Origin of the sequence: Mucilaginibacter polytrichastri, from assembly GCF_001911425.1 — a bacterium.
In the GTDB taxonomy this organism is placed as follows: Bacteria; Bacteroidota; Bacteroidia; order Sphingobacteriales; family Sphingobacteriaceae; genus Mucilaginibacter; species Mucilaginibacter polytrichastri.
The window spans coordinates 2878613-2895799 of the sequence record NZ_MPPL01000001.1; the positions used below are offsets into that span (position 1 = coordinate 2878613).

Consider the following 17187-nt stretch of genomic DNA (forward strand, 5'->3'; position numbering starts at 1 on the left):
ATAGTTAATAGATCATAGTTGATAGTAAGCTACTCTTGCCAAATCTTTAAAATAACGATACCTTTGGTATGTGGGTATTAAGAGTCTGGTTTATATTTCCTACTATGATCTTATGAACCATAATATATTAACTATTAACCACTAAGCAAGGGCTAAAAAAATGTACATTATAAAAGTAAAAGGCGTAGCCAAAATACCAGACTATGTACAGCTGCGCGACGAAAAGTTTACACTGCTGGCCTATTTCCGTGTAGACAGGCCCGAGAAATCGCTTGATAAGGTAGGATTGGCCGATAAAGCCGAATACATTATGAACCTGGTTAATGAACTGCCTTTTGGACAAATTTTAAAACTCGAACTCTAATTAAGATGATTGGAAACTCCATTATAAAACTTCAAAACGTTGACATTTTTCAGCAAAAACACCTGGTACTGTCAAACGTTAACCTGCATGTTGATAAAGGTGATTTTGTTTGGCTTATCGGGCAAACAGGTTCGGGCAAAAGCAGCTTGCTAAAAATCATCTACGGCGACCTTGGAATTTCGGCCGGCGAAGGTACTGCATGCGGTTACCAGTTAAAAAACCTGGCATCTAAAGAGGTTCCCTACCTGCGCCGTAAACTGGGCATTGTATTTCAGGATTTTCAGTTATTAACAGACCGTACCGTTGAGCAAAACCTGCAATTTGTAATGAAAGCAACCGGCTGGAAAGACAAAAAGCTGATTGCCGATAAAACAATGGACGTGCTTGAAAAAGTCGGCTTGCGGTCCAAGGTTCGTAAAATGCCTCATGAACTTTCGGGCGGCGAGCAGCAACGTGTGGTTATTGCACGTGCGCTGTTAAACGATCCGGAAATTATTTTGGCCGATGAACCTACCGGTAACTTAGACCCTGATACTTCAGAAGAAATTGTAATGCTGCTGAAACAGATCAGCCAATCGGGCACGGCGGTATTAATTGCCACGCACGATTACCATATTATCCGAGCCTTCCCTTCGCGCATTATTAAGTGCGAAAACGGCAAAGTTTTGGAAGACGCGCAAATAGCCTAAGCTAATAGATCATAGTTCATGGATCATAGACAAGCTTCGGCCATGAACTATGAACTGGCTGCTACTGCCAGCCAACACTGCCACTACAACACCCCATCTGCCACTTTGCAACTGCTACTATAGTAAAAACTGCCAAGCTGACTGACATACAGCTATGGCAGGATACTTGTTTTGCACCTATTGAATATGATATTTAAGAACATGCTGCGTAAGAAAAAAACTGACAATGCATCTCAAAATAAAAATAACGTGACTACAGAAAACACCGAACAAAACGAAAACCCGCTTGCAGACGAATTGAATATTGACCCGAATGCACCGGTTATTGAAGATGCCCAGGATGAAACCCCGGGATTATCTGTTGAAGAAAAATTGAAAGCCGACCTGGTAAGCGCAAATGATAAATACCTGCGTTTATATGCCGAGTTTGATAACTTCCGCCGACGTACCACCAAAGAACGCGCTGAAGAAAGACTGGCTGCCGGTAAAGATACCGTAGTTGCAATGCTGCCGGTATTGGACGATTTTGAACGTGCACTTAAAGCCATGGAAACCGCTACAGATGTTATACCAGTTAAAGAAGGTGTAGCATTAGTGCAAAACAAATTAAAAAGCATCCTGGCTGCTAAAGGCCTTAAAGAAATGGAAACCAAAGGCACCACTTTTGATGCCGACATACACGAAGGCATTACCACTATCCCCGCACCTACAGATGCCCTTAAAGGTAAAGTAGTTGACGAACTGGAAAAAGGCTATTATCTGAATGATAAGGTAATACGTTTTGCTAAAGTGGTAATTGGAGCATAAGTTTAGTTATTAAAGTTTATTAAGCTATTAGGTTATTGAGTAAAATGGTTGTTGTTGATAAAATAATAACTTAATAAGCCAATAACTTAATAACTCAAAATATTATGGCAAAAAGAGATTATTATGATATACTGGGTGTTGCAAAAGGTGCACCTGCGGATGAGGTAAAAAAGGCTTACCGCAAAATGGCCATTAAATACCACCCGGATAAAAACCCGGGCGATAAGGAAGCAGAAGAAAGCTTTAAAGAAGCAGCAGAAGCTTACGAAGTATTAAGCAACCCTGAAAAACGCCAGCGGTACGATCAGTTCGGCCACGCAGCTAACGCAAGCTCTCCAAACGGAGGCGGCGGCTATGGCGGTGGCGGTATGGATATGAACGACATATTTAGCCAGTTTGGCGACATATTTGGCGGTGGCAGCCCATTCGAAGGCTTTTTCGGTGGCGGCGGCGGTCGCCAGGGTGGTGGTGCAGGTGGCCGCAGGGTAGCACGTGGCAGCAACCTACGCATTAAAGTAAAGCTAACCCTGGAAGAAATTGCCAGCGGAGCCGAAAAGAAAATTAAAGTAAACAAGCAAGTAGTTTGTAAAACCTGCGAAGGTAGCGGCGCTAAAGATAAATCTGCTTTTCAAACCTGTTCTACTTGTGGTGGTTCGGGCGCGGTTAGGCGGGTTACCAATACCATTTTAGGCCAGATGCAAACTACCAGCACCTGCCCTACCTGTAATGGCGAAGGTTCTGTAATTACTTCAAAATGTAATGTATGCCACGGCGATGGTGTTGTACGCGGCGAAGAAACCATCAGCATCAACATCCCTGCCGGCGTAAGCGAAGGCATGCAGTTGAGCATGAGCGGTAAAGGTAATGCAGCCCCTCGTGGTGGCGTACCGGGCGATTTGATCATCCTGATTGAAGAAATACCTCACGAAACTTTAAAACGCGATGGTAACAACATCATCTACGACCTGCATATTAACTTTGTTGATGCCGCAATAGGATCGAGCGTTGAAGTACCTACAATTGATGGCAAAGCCAAAATTAAAATTGAGCCGGGCACACAAGGTGGTAAAATATTAAGATTAAAAGGCAAAGGCGTACCCGAGGTTAACTCCTACCATCGCGGCGACCAGCTGGTACACATCAACATCTGGACTCCAAAAGCCCTGAGTCGCGAAGAACGCGAAACTCTCGAAAAGCTGCAAAGCTCACCAAACTTCAAACCCAACCCCGGCAAAAACGAAAAAAGCTTTTTCGAACGGATGAAGGAATATTTTGAGTAACGGTTGAAGAATAAAAATAGTTTAACAAAAAAGGCATATTATTATGCCTTTTTTGTTAAACTATCTTTTATAAGTTTTTGTATATTATTGATGATAACCTTAGTAATTAAATTTTTCTCTTCAATGCTAAAAGATTCATGATACAGTTTATTTATCATATTTGATTCCTGTTCGACATTGAATCTATAATGGTAAGTATCAAACTCGAAATACACCTTTAATATTGAGTTAAAACTATTTTTATCATCTTTAAATTCTATGTATCGACTTTCAAATTCAAGTTTTGAATAACTTTGATCTAATTTCTTAATAAATGAATCAGCGAAGGGGTAGCTATCATATTCATATTGATCTTTCGAATCCGCTTTATAGTAAATTCTTATTTGAAAAGAAGAACTAAAAAAGAATTCGCTTATTTTTTTTTCTTTAGTTATTATACTTTCTATTAAAGGAAATAATTCATTGGTAATCACCTTAATAACTATATCTTTTGTTTTTTTCTCTTTGAGAGTTATTTCATTTTTCAGCTCCATCTTAAACAAAGCAATTTCTTTGTCTATATCCTCATCTTCATCAATGTCCCCTCCCCTCGCCGCTTTGAGATATAACTGTAATGAATTTTTTGCTCGTTCAACTATATATTCAATAAACGGCCAGTTATCTCCAACATCTGCTCTACTTAATAATGCATAATAATTATCTTTATTATCGGTCTTAATTACTGTTACAGGATAACCGCTTCTCATCAAAATTAGATTCATTAGAATTCTTGCCATCCTACCATTCCCATCATCAAATGGATGTATAGCAACGAATTTATGATGAAATAAAGCACTTACTACTACAGGATTAATTTGTGAATTATTTAGTGCTTCATAATACCAATTCATTAACTCCTCCATCTTAGCAGGGACTTCTTCAGGAGTTGCATAATAATGTATCTCTCCGGTTTTAGTTCTAACATGGTTCGGTAGCTTTTTATAATCCCCTACTATCATTGTTTTAGTAGTTGGCAACCCTTCTGTAGTTTCTGCCTGGATCACCTTAGGTTCACCAAGAATAATTTCATGCAATGTGCGAATATCTGTTTCAGTAATAGGTCGCGGATCTTTTACCAAACCTATTAAATAATTAATAGCTTCATTATGTCCTTGTATATCTAAATGATCTTTTAAAGGTTTTCCTTTTGCTGTAATTCCATGCATTAACAGAGCTGTTGTTTCCCCATAATTCAACTTATTACCTTCAATTGCATTGGAGTTATAATTCCAATCCAAACGGAGTTTTTGCATCACCCTACCCTCCACATCAGCAGGCAAAGGGCGCATAGCATCTATCTGATTTTTCAGACTTTCAACGTCCTTAATAATATCGGCTTTGCTAAATTCTATTTCCAGATCGAGGTTCATTTTATAAATATAGAAATAAGAGTACCTATGTAACAATATCACCAATCATTTCTCTAATTTAGAAATCTAATTAACCTCAAACTATCCCATGCTTAGTATTCGCAACATTGTGAAACAATATGCCGGCCACACGGCGTTGAGCGATGTAAGTTTAGAAGTTGAACAGGGCAAAATATTTGGCCTTCTTGGGCCTAATGGCGCCGGTAAAACTTCGCTTATCCGCATCATCAATCAAATTACCGCACCAGATTCGGGCGAGGTAATTTTTAACGGTGTAAAACTTAATCAATCACACATTGAGCAGATCGGGTATCTGCCCGAAGAACGTGGCCTGTACAAAAAGATGGAGATTGGCGAACAGATGATTTACCTGGCCAGGCTCAAAGGGTTAAGCCGCGATGAAGCCAGAAAAAGGCTGAAATTCTGGTTCGAAAAGCTCGGCATGGAAAGCTGGTGGAAAATGAAGATAGAAGAACTATCCAAGGGCATGCAGCAAAAAGCCCAGTTTGTAGCCACTGTATTGCACGAGCCGGAACTTATAATCCTGGATGAACCGTTCAGTGGTTTCGACCCGGTTAATGCCGAGATCATTAAAGATGAAATCCTGGATCTGAACCGTAAAGGTGCAACCATCCTTTTTTCTACCCACCGTATGGAATCTGTCGAAGAACTCTGCGACTCGATAGCGCTGATCCACAAATCGCACAAAATATTGGATGGTAAAGTTAAGCACATCCGCAACTCGTACCGTAACGATACCTATTTGATTGAGTATGCGGGCGAAAGAATTGATTTTGATGGCAACCAGCCCTTTGAAGTTAATTCGGAAATTAACGAGGGCGACAGTACTTACATCATCAAGATCAAGCTTAAAGAAGGCCATAACTCTAATCACGTACTGCAATATATGATTCCACGCGTTCGTGTAAATATGCTGCAGGAGGTAATCCCAAGCATGAACGAAATATTTATCGAAAAAGTAAACCTAATCCCTTAAGCCATGCAAAAAGTTTTACTCATCATACAGCGCGAGTATCTAACCCGCGTCAGAAAGAAGTCTTTTATCATTATGATATTTGTGGTGCCCGCCCTTATTTTGGCTATGGGCGGCATTATTGCGATGGTAAGCAAAAACAGCGATCAGATAACGAGCGAACAAACCGTTAAAGTTGTTGACGAAAGCGGTATTTTTAAAGGAAAATTTCACAACTCTAAAAAAATTAAGTTCCAAACCATCAATCAATCTTTAAAAGAAGCGAAATCGAACATAACAACAGACAGCGTATTAACACTCTATATCCCTGCCAATTATAACAGCAAGCCTAATAGTGTCGAAATTTTCTCCAAAAAGAAGCCATCGTTTAAGTTGACAGGAGAAATTGAGAAGCAAATGAATGATATTGCCGTGAATACGAGCTTAATGGAGCATCATATTGATACCGCATTTCTGCATTCTATAAAAAGCAGCATCTCATTAAATGCGATTGAAATTACAGAAACGGGGGATAAAAATGCCAATGTTGGCGCCAATGTTACCGTTGGCATTGCCTGCGCTATATTAATTTACATGTCGTTATTTATTTATGGCGCACAGGTAATGCGTGGGGTTATAGAAGAAAAAACAAGCCGTATTATCGAGGTGATCATTTCGTCAGTAAAACCATTTCAGTTAATGCTGGGTAAAATCATTGGCGTTGGGCTGGTTGGGCTTACGCAATTTGCAGCATGGATCATACTGTCTGTTATATCCACAAAAATTGCAGGTCAGGCTTTGCATTCACCACAAGGTTCTATGATGAGTATTTTGGCCGTTTTGCAAACCATCCCATTTGGGTACATACTTGGCTGTTTCATATTTTATTTTTTAACCGGCTATCTGCTTTATAGCGCCTTATTTGCCGCTGTAGGTTCGGCAGTTGACAGCGAAACGGAGACGCAGCAATTTATGTTCCCAATTACCTTACCACTGCTTTTTACTTATATCCTATCTGTAAGTATTTTGTTTCAAGCACCAGATAGCCCTTTAGCGGTTTGGTTATCTATAATACCTTTTACCGCGCCTGTAGCTATGATGGTACGGTTACCCTTTGGTGTGCCTGCATGGCAACTGGAGCTTTCTATGTTTTTAATGGTGGTGGGTTTTTTGTTTACAACTTATGTCGCATCGCGTATTTACCGGGTTGGCGTATTAATGTATGGCAAAAAAGCCAGCTATAAAGAAATAGTTAAATGGTTCTTTTATAAAGAGTAAGCCCCTCTGCCCCCTAAAGGAGATTTTAAATAGCTTAAGTATAATATCACTTTGCGATGAGTGTAAATTATGCCGATTAGTTTTTACATTTAAAAACAAAACAGTCGATTCTCTCCTTTGGGATAAGTGAACAAACCTATGCGAAAACGGGTAGCCGTAATGGACCTCGGCACAAACACTTTTCATTTGCTCATAGTAGAGGGCCTATCAAACGACCTGAAAGAGCTACGCCATGACCACGTTGCCGTGAAACTGGGCGAAGGCGGCATTAATAAGGGCCTTATACAGCCGGCTGCTTTTGAACGCGGGTTGCAAACCATGAAAAGCTTTCAGCAATACATCGAATATTATGGTGTTAAGGAAGTTAAGGCCATTGCAACCTCGGCCATGCGCAGTGCCGCCAATGGCAAAGATTTTATAGACCAGGTAAAAGCCGAAACAGGCATCCGGATAGAAACCATTAATGGCGACAGCGAAGCCAGCTATATATTTTACGGCGTTAAGGCATCGGATGTATTAAGCGAAGCAACCAGCCTGATACTGGATATTGGCGGGGGGAGCATCGAGTTTATCATTGCCAATAATAAGCAGATTTTCTGGAAGCAAAGCTTCGAAATTGGTGCGGCACGGTTGATGGATAAGTTTCATCAGATTGACCCTATACCGGCAGATTCTATTACCGAAATACACCAATATATTGATAGCATACTTCCCGACTTTTATATGGTAGCCGGGCGCTATAATATCGAAAACCTGATTGGCTCATCGGGTGCATTTGAAACCTTTGCCGAACTGTCCGAACGAACGAAAGGCAACGAATTCGACCTCAAGAAATTTAAAAGTTACCAGTTTGACACCGCAGATCTTATTAACTTAACCGACAACCTTATCCATTCTTCGCACCAGCAAAGGCTCAACAATCCATCTATTATTCCGGTACGGGTTGACATGATCGTTGTTGCATCCATAGTTACCCGATACCTCATGCAAAAGCTAAATATCAACAAAGTTTGCATGTCGGCCTACTCTTTGAAAGAAGGCGTATTAGCCGAAATGATGTCTTAGGAAATAGAATCGAGAGTCAAGGAATCAAGACAAATTAGCTTCCATTAATCATCATTGACCTATAACTGCCCTATTCGCTTTTTAAACTCCTTGCGGGGTTTGCAATCGCTGCCTTAATTGTTTGAAAACTTAGCGTAATGAATGCTGTTAGCAACATCCCTCCCCCGCTTAGCGCAAATACCCACCAACTAATGGTAGTACGATAGGTAAAATTCTGCATCCATTTTTGCATGGCAAACCAGGCTATCGGGGTTACCAGCACAAAAGCCAGCAATACCAGCCATACCAATTCGGCCGATAGCAGGGTTACAATTTGCGCTACTGTAGCACCAAGCACCTTCCGCACGCCTATTTCTTTGGTACGCAGGTTAGTAGTGTACATGGCTAAGCCTAACAGGCCGAGGCAGCTGATAAAAATACATAAGCCGGTAGCCCAACTTAATAAGGTAGACGTATGCTGTTCGCTTTCATAAAACTTAGCAATTTTTTCATCAAAAAAATGATATTCAAAATCATCTTCAGGGTATACTTCTTTCCAAGCTTTTTGCATGCCGCTTATTGCCGTTTTCCATTCATTTCCATTGGCGGTTTGTGGTTTTAAGGCAATATGGATAATACGTTTATGATATTTATCGGGTAAAATAATACCCAAGGGCTTAATTCCATTATGTAAAGATTGCTGGTAAAAATCTGATATTATACCTACAACTTCTGTATTGGCCTCATTAAAATTAATGTAAGTGCCTTCCGCGTCACTTGGATCTTTAAAGCCTATTAGTTTGGCGTACGAAGCGTTAATCACAATTGCTTTTGAACTATCACCCAATCTTAAGTTGCGGCCACTTAATAATTTAAACTGATATACATTTAGATAATTAGGATCTCCGTATTTTACCTGTAAATCAGATTTTATCTCTTTTTTTCCGTCCTTGTAACTGCTACCATAACTGTTGGTATTATCAGACGAAGGTGGTTCATCACCATAGCTCATCAACCTAATTTGTGGCATGGCGTTTAACTTGTCCATCAAAATTTGCCTTTTGTTGGTATTCATACTTTTATAAGGCGTGTCAATTACAACAATGGCATCTTTTTTAAAGCCAAGATCTTTATGTAATACAAAGTAAATCTGCTTGCTAACCAGCACAGTTGCCATGATAAAAAACTGCGCTATTACAAACTGCGTAACTGTTAAAGATTTTCGCAGCCAGGCATTACGGCTTTTATTGGTAGATGTATTTACCTGATTTTTTAATACCGCTGCAGGCTTAAAGCTTGATAATACAATAGCCGGATAAAAACCGGATAAAAAGCTTACTGTAAGCGTAAGCAAAATAAGAAACGCAATTATCGGTAATTGTAATAGGTCGGCTTCTACTCCCTTGGGAATAAAATCGGCAAAGAGTTTTAATATAAACGGAGACAAACCTATTGCTATAATTACCGAAAATAGGGTAATTACAAAGGTTTCGCTTAGTAACTGAACAACCAATTGTGCACGGCTGCTCCCCATTGTTTTACGGATGCCTATTTCTTTAGCCCGTTGAGAAGCTTGCGCAGTGGTAAGGTTTATAAAATTAATGCAGCCTAGCACCAATAAAAACAGGGCAATAAGTAGCAGGCCATAAAGTGTGTTTTTATTTGCAACCCTGCCGTTGCTGTAAGTATTAAAGTTTCCGTTAAAGTGCAGATCACTTAATGGCTCCAATATAAACTTATGAAAATCCACACTATTTTGCTTCATTTCGGGATTGCGCTTTTTAATCAGATCATTCATCTGCCGTTCCACATTTTCGGCAGTAACATTCTTGTTTAGCTTAATATAAAATTGCGACGACGAACTTGTAGACCCCCATTGTTTTTCCGCTACATCGTCATATAATTCCTTCACCCTATAAATAGTGCTGAATGAAACAAAATCATGAAATGTAATGTCGGTGTTTCCCTTTAAATCGGCCACTATACCGCTAACAAACGTTTTAATGCTGTCGCCATAAATAATTTGCTTACCCAGCATCTGACTGTAATTAAGCTTAGGGAAATATATTTTGGCTTGTTTAGCGGTTAATACAACCTGAAAGGGCGCCTTTAATGAAGTTTTTGCCGACCCGGCCAGCCATTGATACTAGAAAATATTAAAAAATCTTCCGTCAGCCAATATCACGTCAGACTGGTTTCTAAACTTCGCCGGTGCCTTAGATCCATCTGGAACCAAAATGTTCGGTTGGTACATGGTACGCAAGGGTGCAGACTCCGTAAGCCCCGAAACTTCGCCCTTCACAGCAAGCGGCAATGCCGCTGTTACTCCATCATTATATCCACTTTCACCATTATAACCATAGTAAGAAACTACACGGTAAATCCGGTCGCCTTCGGGATGCAACTTATCAAACGTAAAATCAAAATATACAATAAGATAGATTACCAAAGCCGCGGTAATGCCGATGGTTAAGCCAATGATGTTAATCAGCGTAAATAACTTATGCCGCCAAAAATTACGAAATGCTATTTTAAAGTAATTTCTAATCATGATAAAACCGATTAATCGAAAAATTGGTTAACAATACCGTACCAAATACATAAAATATTAATAATCAATTAATTAAAAATAAACAACAACTCATCTACGTACGTTTGTGAACAGCAGGTGTGCGATTTTGATACACCGCCGGCAAAGAATAAAATATAGTTAAAGTATCTCTATTCTCAGTATCATAACAAGTATTTGAATCAATTGAATGCGCACATTTTACAGAATATTAAAAACGTTGTATATTGCTGCATCTTTTACACTGCCCCATGAAGATTACATCGACCCTATGCTGCAGCATTTTGCTGTTTGCCGCTTCTGTTAATGCCCAAAAACACCAAACTACAGCTGCGGATACCGTTACCTCAAATTATTACGCACCCGATTTGTTCAAGCCGCTGTTTCACCAACAAAAAGGGAATGAATTTCATTCGGCAAACGGTAACCCGGGGCCAAAGTACTGGCAAAACCGGGCCGACTATATACTTAAGGCTAAAATTGACACTACTAATAAAACACTAAGCGCAACAGAGATAATCACCTACACTAATAACAGCCCAGAAGACCTGGGCTACCTGTGGCTTCAGCTGGATCAAAATACTTACAAATCTGATGCCCGATCTAACTATTTCACCGGCTTGGGTGCTACGCAGCATACCAACGGCTACCAGCTGGCCTCTGTGCAGGTAAGCCAGAATGGCAAGATTGATAAAGTAAATTATACCGTAACAGACACCCGTTTACAGATCAGGTTAAATAAAGACCTAGCGGCAAACGGTGGCAAGATCAATATCCTGATCACTTATAAATACACCATACCCGGCTCATTTGGTAACCGCACCGATTATACCGATACCAAAAATGGCAAGATCTATGAAATTGCACAGTGGTACCCGCGTATGTGCGTTTATGACGATTCGCAAGGCTGGGATACACTTCCATTTTTAGGCAGCGGCGAGTTTTACTGTGAGTACGGCGATTTTGATTACGAGGTTACCGTGCCCGGTAATATGATCGTAGCCGGGTCGGGCGAATTGGTTAATTCCGCTGAGGTATTAACCCCTGCGCAGATCAGCCGTTTAAATGCAGCGAGGAACAGTGATAAAACAGTGATGATTCGTACAGTTGCCGAGGTAACCGATCCAAAATCGCGCCCGGCCAAAGCCGAGCTTACCTGGCACTTTAAAATGCAAAACACCCGCGATGTAGCCTTTGGCGCCTCGGCGGCTTATGTTTGGGATGCAGCAAAAGTTAATTTGCCTAACAATAAAACATCATTGGCCATGTCTGTTTATCCGGTAGAAAGCGCCGGTACCGACAAATGGGACCGCGCGACCGAATACCTCAAAAAATCGATTGAATACTTTTCGCAAAAATGGTTTGTATATCCTTATCCAGTTGCCATTAACGAAGCCGGTATAGCCGGTGGTATGGAATACCCAGGCATTGTATTTGATGGCATAACCGATAGTGGTAAAGACTTGTTCTGGATCACCGCGCACGAGATTGGGCACAACTGGTTCCCGATGATTGTAGGATCGGACGAGCGTCGCTTTGGCTGGATGGATGAAGGCTTTAACACCTTTATTGATATCTATGCTTCTGACGTGGTAAATCACGGCGAATTTGCCCCTAAACGTGATGGCGAATATGCGCCCGGCGGCGGTTACCCTGCCGATGAAATTGTACCCATCATCAGCGACCCGGATGCCCCCGTTATTATGACCAATGCCGATGCCGTGCCCGAGAAATACCGCCACCCTATTGTTTACTTTAAACCCGCTTTAGGATTGGTATTACTGCGCGAGCAAATTTTAGGTAAAGACCGCTTTGACTATGCCTTTAAAAACTATATCCAGAAATGGGCTTATAAACACCCGCAGCCCGAAGATTTTTTCCGCTCGATGGAGAATGGTGCAGGTGAAGATCTAGCATGGTTTTGGCGCGGCTGGTACCTTAATAACTACAAACTGGACATTGCCCTTATCGAGGCCAAATATATTGACAAAAACGCTAAAAAAGGTCTCCAGATAACCATAGCCAATAAGGAGCAAATGGCCATGCCTTTAACAATAGAAGTAACTTTTAAAAACGGCGGACAATCACGCATGCAATTACCGGTTGAAACCTGGTTGCAAAACCGTACCACTACTATTAGCATACCAACTACCAAGGAAGTAAGCGAGATAAAATTAGATCCAGACCACGCCCTGCCCGATATTAACAGGGCCAATAATGTAATAAAGGTGAAGTAAGATTGCAAGTTATCTATTGTCGCATACTTAGCAGCAGGCCCGCCCTGTGAGATGCTGAAACAAGTTAAGCATGACGGTCGGTGATAAAAAAGAAACGGCCAGATTAATAATCTGGCCGTTTCTTTTTTATCCTGGGATTTATACTATTGCGTAAAGCTAGTCTGTACTTACTCTACTTAATCACTCTTATTAACTGTTGATATAATTTTTCTGTTGGCAGGCCAACTACATTGGTATATGAACCATTGATTTTTTCAATGCCGGTTAAGCCAATCCACTCCTGGATGCCATAGGCCCCTGCTTTATCTAATGGCTTGTATTTTTCCACGTAGGTTATGATCTCTGTATCAGTTAGTTTACGGAAAAACACCTCAGACACATCAAAAAACTTATTGTATTGATGTTTATATAGGATACACACACCTGTTATTACGCGGTGTACACGGCCAGATAACAGTTGCAGCATTTCTACGGCGTGTTCGGCAGACTCGGGTTTACCCAGTATCAGATCATCAATGCAAACAATGGTATCGGCAGTAAGCACAATTTCATCACCTAATGCCTCGTCATAAGCTTTGGCCTTTTTCTCGGCTATATAAACAGCTACTTCTTCGGGGGTAAGATTATCCGGGTACGATTCGTCTACCTCTTTCAATACCACTTTAAAGTCAACGTCCATCAGCCGCAGCAATTCTTGCCTGCGCGGAGATTTAGATGCTAATATAATTGGGGGAAGATGATGTATTGCTTTCATTTATTTAGTCATTGGACATTGGTTAGTCATTGTATGTTTCACTCACAACTCGTAACTGGCAACTCACAACTGATTTACCAGCTGTAGGCCTGCTCTCCCATCCATTTTTGCTGAATTTTAAGCACTTTCTCAATCACATCGCGTACGCAACCACGGCCACCTGCAATTGGCGAAATATAAGTACTTACAGCTTTGATTTCTTCGGCAGCATCGGCGGGGCAAACGGGTAATCCAACCAGTTTCATTACTTCCAGGTCGGGGATATCATCGCCCATGTATAATACATTTTGCGGGTTAATCCCTTTTTCTTCCACGTAACTTTTAAAGTTAAGTGTTTTGGTATGTGCGCCAATATGCACATCCTGCACACCTAAACTATTTAAGCGGTGCAGCGCAATTTTAGAACGGCTGCCCGATATGGCACACACATTATAGCCGCATTTAACAGCCAGCTGAATGGCATAACCATCTTTAATATTAAACTGCCGGCCCTGCTCGCCCGAATCTGTTACATATACAGAGCCGTCTGTAAGCACACCATCCACATCAAATATAAAGGTGGTTATATCTTTAAGTTTGTCCAGCATTTTATATGTTATTGATTATCGCGCCATTCATAAACCCAGGCACTCTGAATTTGCTCCAGGTGCCCTTCAGTACTTTCCTCGCGGGTACCAGCAAAATCAGGTATAGATAAAACCCATTCTAATAGGTCTGTAAACCTGATGCGGTATATTTTCGATTCACCAAAATCATCGCCAAACTTTTCATAAAGTCCCATTGCAATGTCTTCGTGATCATTCCAATGGATTGGTAGGGCAAATTTATCTTGCATATTTTTATGTTATACGCTTAACGCTGTGCGTTTACGTTATTTATCAATTGTAATCATTCAAAACGTATTACTTTAACCGTAAAACGTCAAGGTAAATTAGTGCCCCATAAATGCCGACTGATCTGGCAGGGTAACTTCAATATCACCACCAATCATCACACACTGGCAACCCAGTCTCGATGTAATATGCGGGTTAACGGCACGGTCAATAAAGTCCTCTTCTTTATCAGAGATCTCCTGCACGTTATCCATTCCCTTGTTAACATATATGTGGCAGGTACTGCAACCGCAAACACCTCCGCAATTGTGCTGCAGCTCAATTCCGTTCTCCAGGCAAACATCCAAAACCGATTCTCCTTCGGCTATTGGTAGCACCACAGCTTCGTGGTTCTTTTCCTCAAAATTTATTTTAATGTTATAAACATTCATCGGCGCAAAAGTAACAAAATTACTTAGGCCGTGGTTCAGTTTTTATCCATTTTCATCACACCTTCACTCAGTAATTGGTAAAGGGTTTGTAAAAAAACATTATCATCCAATAATTGCAGGTGAGCAGCTATGGTTTGCCTGTCATTACGCACCGCCGGGCCGGTTTGCACCACTGCCGGAAATTGCTGCTGAACTTTCACTGCCGTTTCCATAATTAATGGCCTTAACAGGTTAAAATCAAGCTGGTGCTGAGCCAATATTTTTTGCGCTACGTAGTATAAGTAATTAGGGAAATTACAGGCAAACACCGCCGAAAGGTGCAATATTTTCCGCTGGGCGCTATCAACCCGGTAAATATTATTGCTGATAGTTTGCCCCAGTTCAATCAGTTGTTTGGTGATAGCTTCGTTTGCCCCCTCAATGCATAAGGGTACAGTGCGAAAATCCAGCTCTTTATCCTTGCTAAAGGTTTGTAAAGGGTAAAAAACGCCTGCATTGGCTGTTGCCTGCATTAAAACCTGTAATTCGGTAGCGCCTGATGTATGCACAATGAGTCGTTCATGTAGCACCAGCTGCTTTGCAACAGCCTCAATGGCATCATCTTTAACTGCTATGATAAACAGATCTGTATCTGCCATAATCAGGCTGATATCATCAGTTGCTTCGGCCCCTACATGATAAGCTAATAGTGATGCATGCCCCATGTTAGGGCTATATACCTGCACTATACGATGCCCGGCATTTTTTAGGGCAGCAGCTAAGTGTGTACTAACGTTGCCCGAGCCTATCATTGTAATTCGCATACTTTTTTTGTTACAATATTAAATACCAAAATTAACTTTTTAAAAAGTGCTATATTAGGGTCATCTGTTATTAATTGCTTCCTTATGAAAATATTTAAAGTAATTACCGTAACTATTCTGTTTCTGCTGGTCACAATAAGTATTTTAATAGGAGGCTTATACCTCTTAAAAGATCAGGAAAAGAAAAAAATTACTGATGCTGACCGTAAAAACGCAGGCGGTCAATATGTGATGCTGGGCCACGGTTATACACACTACCAGATAGCCGGGCCCGATACTGGTAAAGCAGTTATACTGATCCATGGCTTTAGTGTTCCCTATTATATTTGGGATGGCACCTTTGAATATTTGGTTAAGCAAGGATTCAGGGTTATTCGTTACGATATGTATGGCAGGGGTTTCTCCGATCGCCCATACATCAGTTATAATAAAGCCCTGTATATGGATCAGCTTAGTGAATTGATCACTAAACTTCATTTACGTACACCCGTTAGTTTGGCAGGTATTTCATTTGGCGGCGAAGTTACTACCGATTTTGCCTGCCTGCACCCCGAGCTTGTAAACAAAGTGGTATTGATTGATCCCGGATATAAGAATGTGCGGCCTGCAGTACCCCAGTTTGTAACCATATTTGAAGAAGCCATTACCGCCGACGACCGTGCAATGGGGCAATTAAGCGATTTTAAATACCCGCTCAAACATCCCCATTGGGTAACGCAATATAAAGTACAAATGGGCTACAAAAACTTCAGGTGGGCCATTGCGTCAACCTTTTATAATTACCCATATAACGGACTTGAAAGCAGCGCTTGCCTTAACACTAATAACAAACCGGTGCTATTAATCTGGGGAAAAGAAGACCAGACTGTGCCCTTTAAATACAGCGACTCGATACGAAGTGTATTAAAAACAGATTTCTTCCCGGTTGCTGATGCAGCTCACCTGCCATCTATTGAAAAAGCTGATACGGTTAATGCTAAGATTACGTCGTTTTTAAAACAGTAATGATTAATACCTTAAGCTTCATTTCACTATTGTGCCATTTATGGTTACAACATCCAACCCATGTAAAGAATAAGTCCCTATATAAAACTCCCAAAGCACTGTTCGAATTACAAAACAGGCATAAAGATTACTACGATGATTGTGTTTTCACAAAACGCTATTCCATAAGCCAACGCTTAAAGAAATATCCCTTTGTTGAAGCATCAAAGATAGTTGTAGTTTCTTATCACGCTGAAGAGCCTGAGCCAAATATATACATTGGAAAGGATGGGAAACGGTTTAACCCCGATTCCGTGAGAATTCAGCTTCCAACAGGTTTGCACATCAAAGAAGGAAAAATTGATACGAGAACGTTAACCGAATTTATTGCGCTAAATGAGCAGCAAATTAATGCTTTGACGAATATTATTTTTAATACCGATTATCGTTTAAAAGATGAGATTGCCGGTTTTTCGCAGGGAACTTGCTTTGAGCCAAGAAACGCTCTTATCTTTTTGGATAGAAATGGAAAAGTATTTGATTACATAGAGATTTGCTTTGAATGCCAAAATGCGAAATCACTCTCACAAAGAATAGGCATAGGAACGTTGTGCAATCAAAAATATGATATACTAAAGAAGTATTTTATCAGCCTGGGAATTAAAACCGGGACACTACAAAATTAAGAAGCCTGATCAATTAGATTGATCAGGCTTCTTTGTTTACGAATTT

General features: G+C 40.7%; 18 protein-coding genes. 10 read left to right on the plus strand and 8 right to left on the minus strand.

Features of this window, described 5'->3' with window-relative positions:
* Window positions 1-160 precede the first annotated feature (160 nt).
* From RG47T_RS12225 to dnaJ, 4 genes are all read left to right on the plus strand, one after another.
* On the plus strand, window positions 161-364 hold the full coding sequence (locus RG47T_RS12225) for a fructose-6-phosphate aldolase (protein WP_074489730.1): 204 nt from the start codon (window positions 161-163) through the stop codon (window positions 362-364).
* Window positions 365-369: 5 nt separating this feature from the next.
* Window positions 370-1053 (plus strand): cell division ATP-binding protein FtsE, encoded by a 684-nt coding sequence (locus tag RG47T_RS12230; protein WP_074489731.1) that lies wholly within the window; start codon window positions 370-372, stop codon window positions 1051-1053.
* Window positions 1054-1239: 186 nt separating this feature from the next.
* Window positions 1240-1860 (plus strand): nucleotide exchange factor GrpE, encoded by a 621-nt coding sequence (locus RG47T_RS12235; protein ID WP_245770814.1) that lies wholly within the window; start codon window positions 1240-1242, stop codon window positions 1858-1860.
* Between the two features lie 104 nt (window positions 1861-1964).
* Window positions 1965-3140: a molecular chaperone DnaJ gene (gene dnaJ / locus RG47T_RS12240; protein ID WP_074489732.1), complete on the plus strand. Its 1176-nt coding sequence runs from the start codon at window positions 1965-1967 to the stop codon at window positions 3138-3140.
* Window positions 3141-3181: 41 nt separating this feature from the next.
* On the opposite strand, the gene RG47T_RS12245 is transcribed toward dnaJ, so the two are convergent.
* The gene (locus RG47T_RS12245) at window positions 3182-4549 is read right to left on the minus strand and encodes a Fic family protein (RefSeq protein ID WP_074489733.1); all 1368 of its coding nucleotides are present in this window, start codon (window positions 4547-4549) and stop codon (window positions 3182-3184) included.
* Window positions 4550-4637: 88 nt separating this feature from the next.
* On the opposite strand from RG47T_RS12245, the gene RG47T_RS12250 reads away from it, so the two are divergent.
* The 3 genes from RG47T_RS12250 to RG47T_RS12260 all read left to right on the plus strand — a co-directional run bounded on the left by RG47T_RS12250 (window position 4638) and on the right by RG47T_RS12260 (window position 7865).
* Window positions 4638-5546, plus strand: coding sequence for an ABC transporter ATP-binding protein (locus tag RG47T_RS12250; protein WP_074489734.1), 909 nt, complete (start codon window positions 4638-4640; stop codon window positions 5544-5546).
* A gap of 3 nt (window positions 5547-5549) precedes the next feature.
* A complete protein-coding gene (locus RG47T_RS12255; RefSeq protein ID WP_074489735.1) occupies window positions 5550-6800 on the plus strand; it encodes an ABC transporter permease in 1251 nt (416 codons plus the stop codon).
* 138 nt (window positions 6801-6938) lie between these two features.
* Entirely contained in the window at window positions 6939-7865 is a 927-nt protein-coding gene (locus RG47T_RS12260) for a Ppx/GppA phosphatase family protein (protein WP_074489736.1), read from the plus strand.
* Window positions 7866-7935: 70 nt separating this feature from the next.
* Here RG47T_RS12260 and RG47T_RS12265 read toward each other — a convergent pair whose 3' ends face one another.
* Together RG47T_RS12265 and RG47T_RS25555 are read right to left on the minus strand one after the other, a co-directional pair.
* A complete protein-coding gene (locus RG47T_RS12265) occupies window positions 7936-9882 on the minus strand; it encodes an ABC transporter permease (protein WP_083627392.1) in 1947 nt (648 codons plus the stop codon).
* Between the two features lie 108 nt (window positions 9883-9990).
* The gene (locus RG47T_RS25555; RefSeq protein ID WP_083627393.1) at window positions 9991-10395 is read right to left on the minus strand and encodes an ABC transporter permease; all 405 of its coding nucleotides are present in this window, start codon (window positions 10393-10395) and stop codon (window positions 9991-9993) included.
* 269 nt (window positions 10396-10664) lie between these two features.
* Here RG47T_RS25555 and RG47T_RS12270 point away from each other — a divergent pair, with 269 nt between their 5' ends.
* Window positions 10665-12650, plus strand: coding sequence for a M1 family metallopeptidase (locus RG47T_RS12270; protein ID WP_074489737.1), 1986 nt, complete (start codon window positions 10665-10667; stop codon window positions 12648-12650).
* A gap of 172 nt (window positions 12651-12822) precedes the next feature.
* Here RG47T_RS12270 and RG47T_RS12275 read toward each other — a convergent pair whose 3' ends face one another.
* The 5 genes from RG47T_RS12275 to RG47T_RS12295 form a co-directional block, all read right to left on the minus strand.
* A complete protein-coding gene (locus RG47T_RS12275; RefSeq protein ID WP_074489738.1) occupies window positions 12823-13404 on the minus strand; it encodes a Maf family nucleotide pyrophosphatase in 582 nt (193 codons plus the stop codon).
* Window positions 13405-13478: 74 nt separating this feature from the next.
* On the minus strand, window positions 13479-13991 hold the full coding sequence (locus RG47T_RS12280; protein WP_074489739.1) for a KdsC family phosphatase: 513 nt from the start codon (window positions 13989-13991) through the stop codon (window positions 13479-13481).
* Between the two features lie 8 nt (window positions 13992-13999).
* Window positions 14000-14239, minus strand: a complete 240-nt coding sequence (gene iscX / locus RG47T_RS12285) for a Fe-S cluster assembly protein IscX (RefSeq protein ID WP_074489740.1) — start codon at window positions 14237-14239, stop codon at window positions 14000-14002.
* 96 nt (window positions 14240-14335) lie between these two features.
* The gene (locus RG47T_RS12290; RefSeq protein ID WP_074489741.1) at window positions 14336-14668 is read right to left on the minus strand and encodes a 2Fe-2S iron-sulfur cluster-binding protein; all 333 of its coding nucleotides are present in this window, start codon (window positions 14666-14668) and stop codon (window positions 14336-14338) included.
* 35 nt (window positions 14669-14703) lie between these two features.
* Window positions 14704-15471: a Rossmann-like and DUF2520 domain-containing protein gene (locus RG47T_RS12295; RefSeq protein WP_074489742.1), complete on the minus strand. Its 768-nt coding sequence runs from the start codon at window positions 15469-15471 to the stop codon at window positions 14704-14706.
* Window positions 15472-15555: 84 nt separating this feature from the next.
* On the opposite strand from RG47T_RS12295, the gene RG47T_RS12300 reads away from it, so the two are divergent.
* Window positions 15556-16476, plus strand: a complete 921-nt coding sequence (locus RG47T_RS12300; RefSeq protein WP_074489743.1) for an alpha/beta fold hydrolase — start codon at window positions 15556-15558, stop codon at window positions 16474-16476.
* Window positions 16476-17141, plus strand: a complete 666-nt coding sequence (locus RG47T_RS12305) for a hypothetical protein (RefSeq protein ID WP_074489744.1) — start codon at window positions 16476-16478, stop codon at window positions 17139-17141. The genes RG47T_RS12300 and RG47T_RS12305 overlap by 1 nt, the downstream gene beginning before the upstream one ends.
* Window positions 17142-17187: the final 46 nt, after the last annotated feature.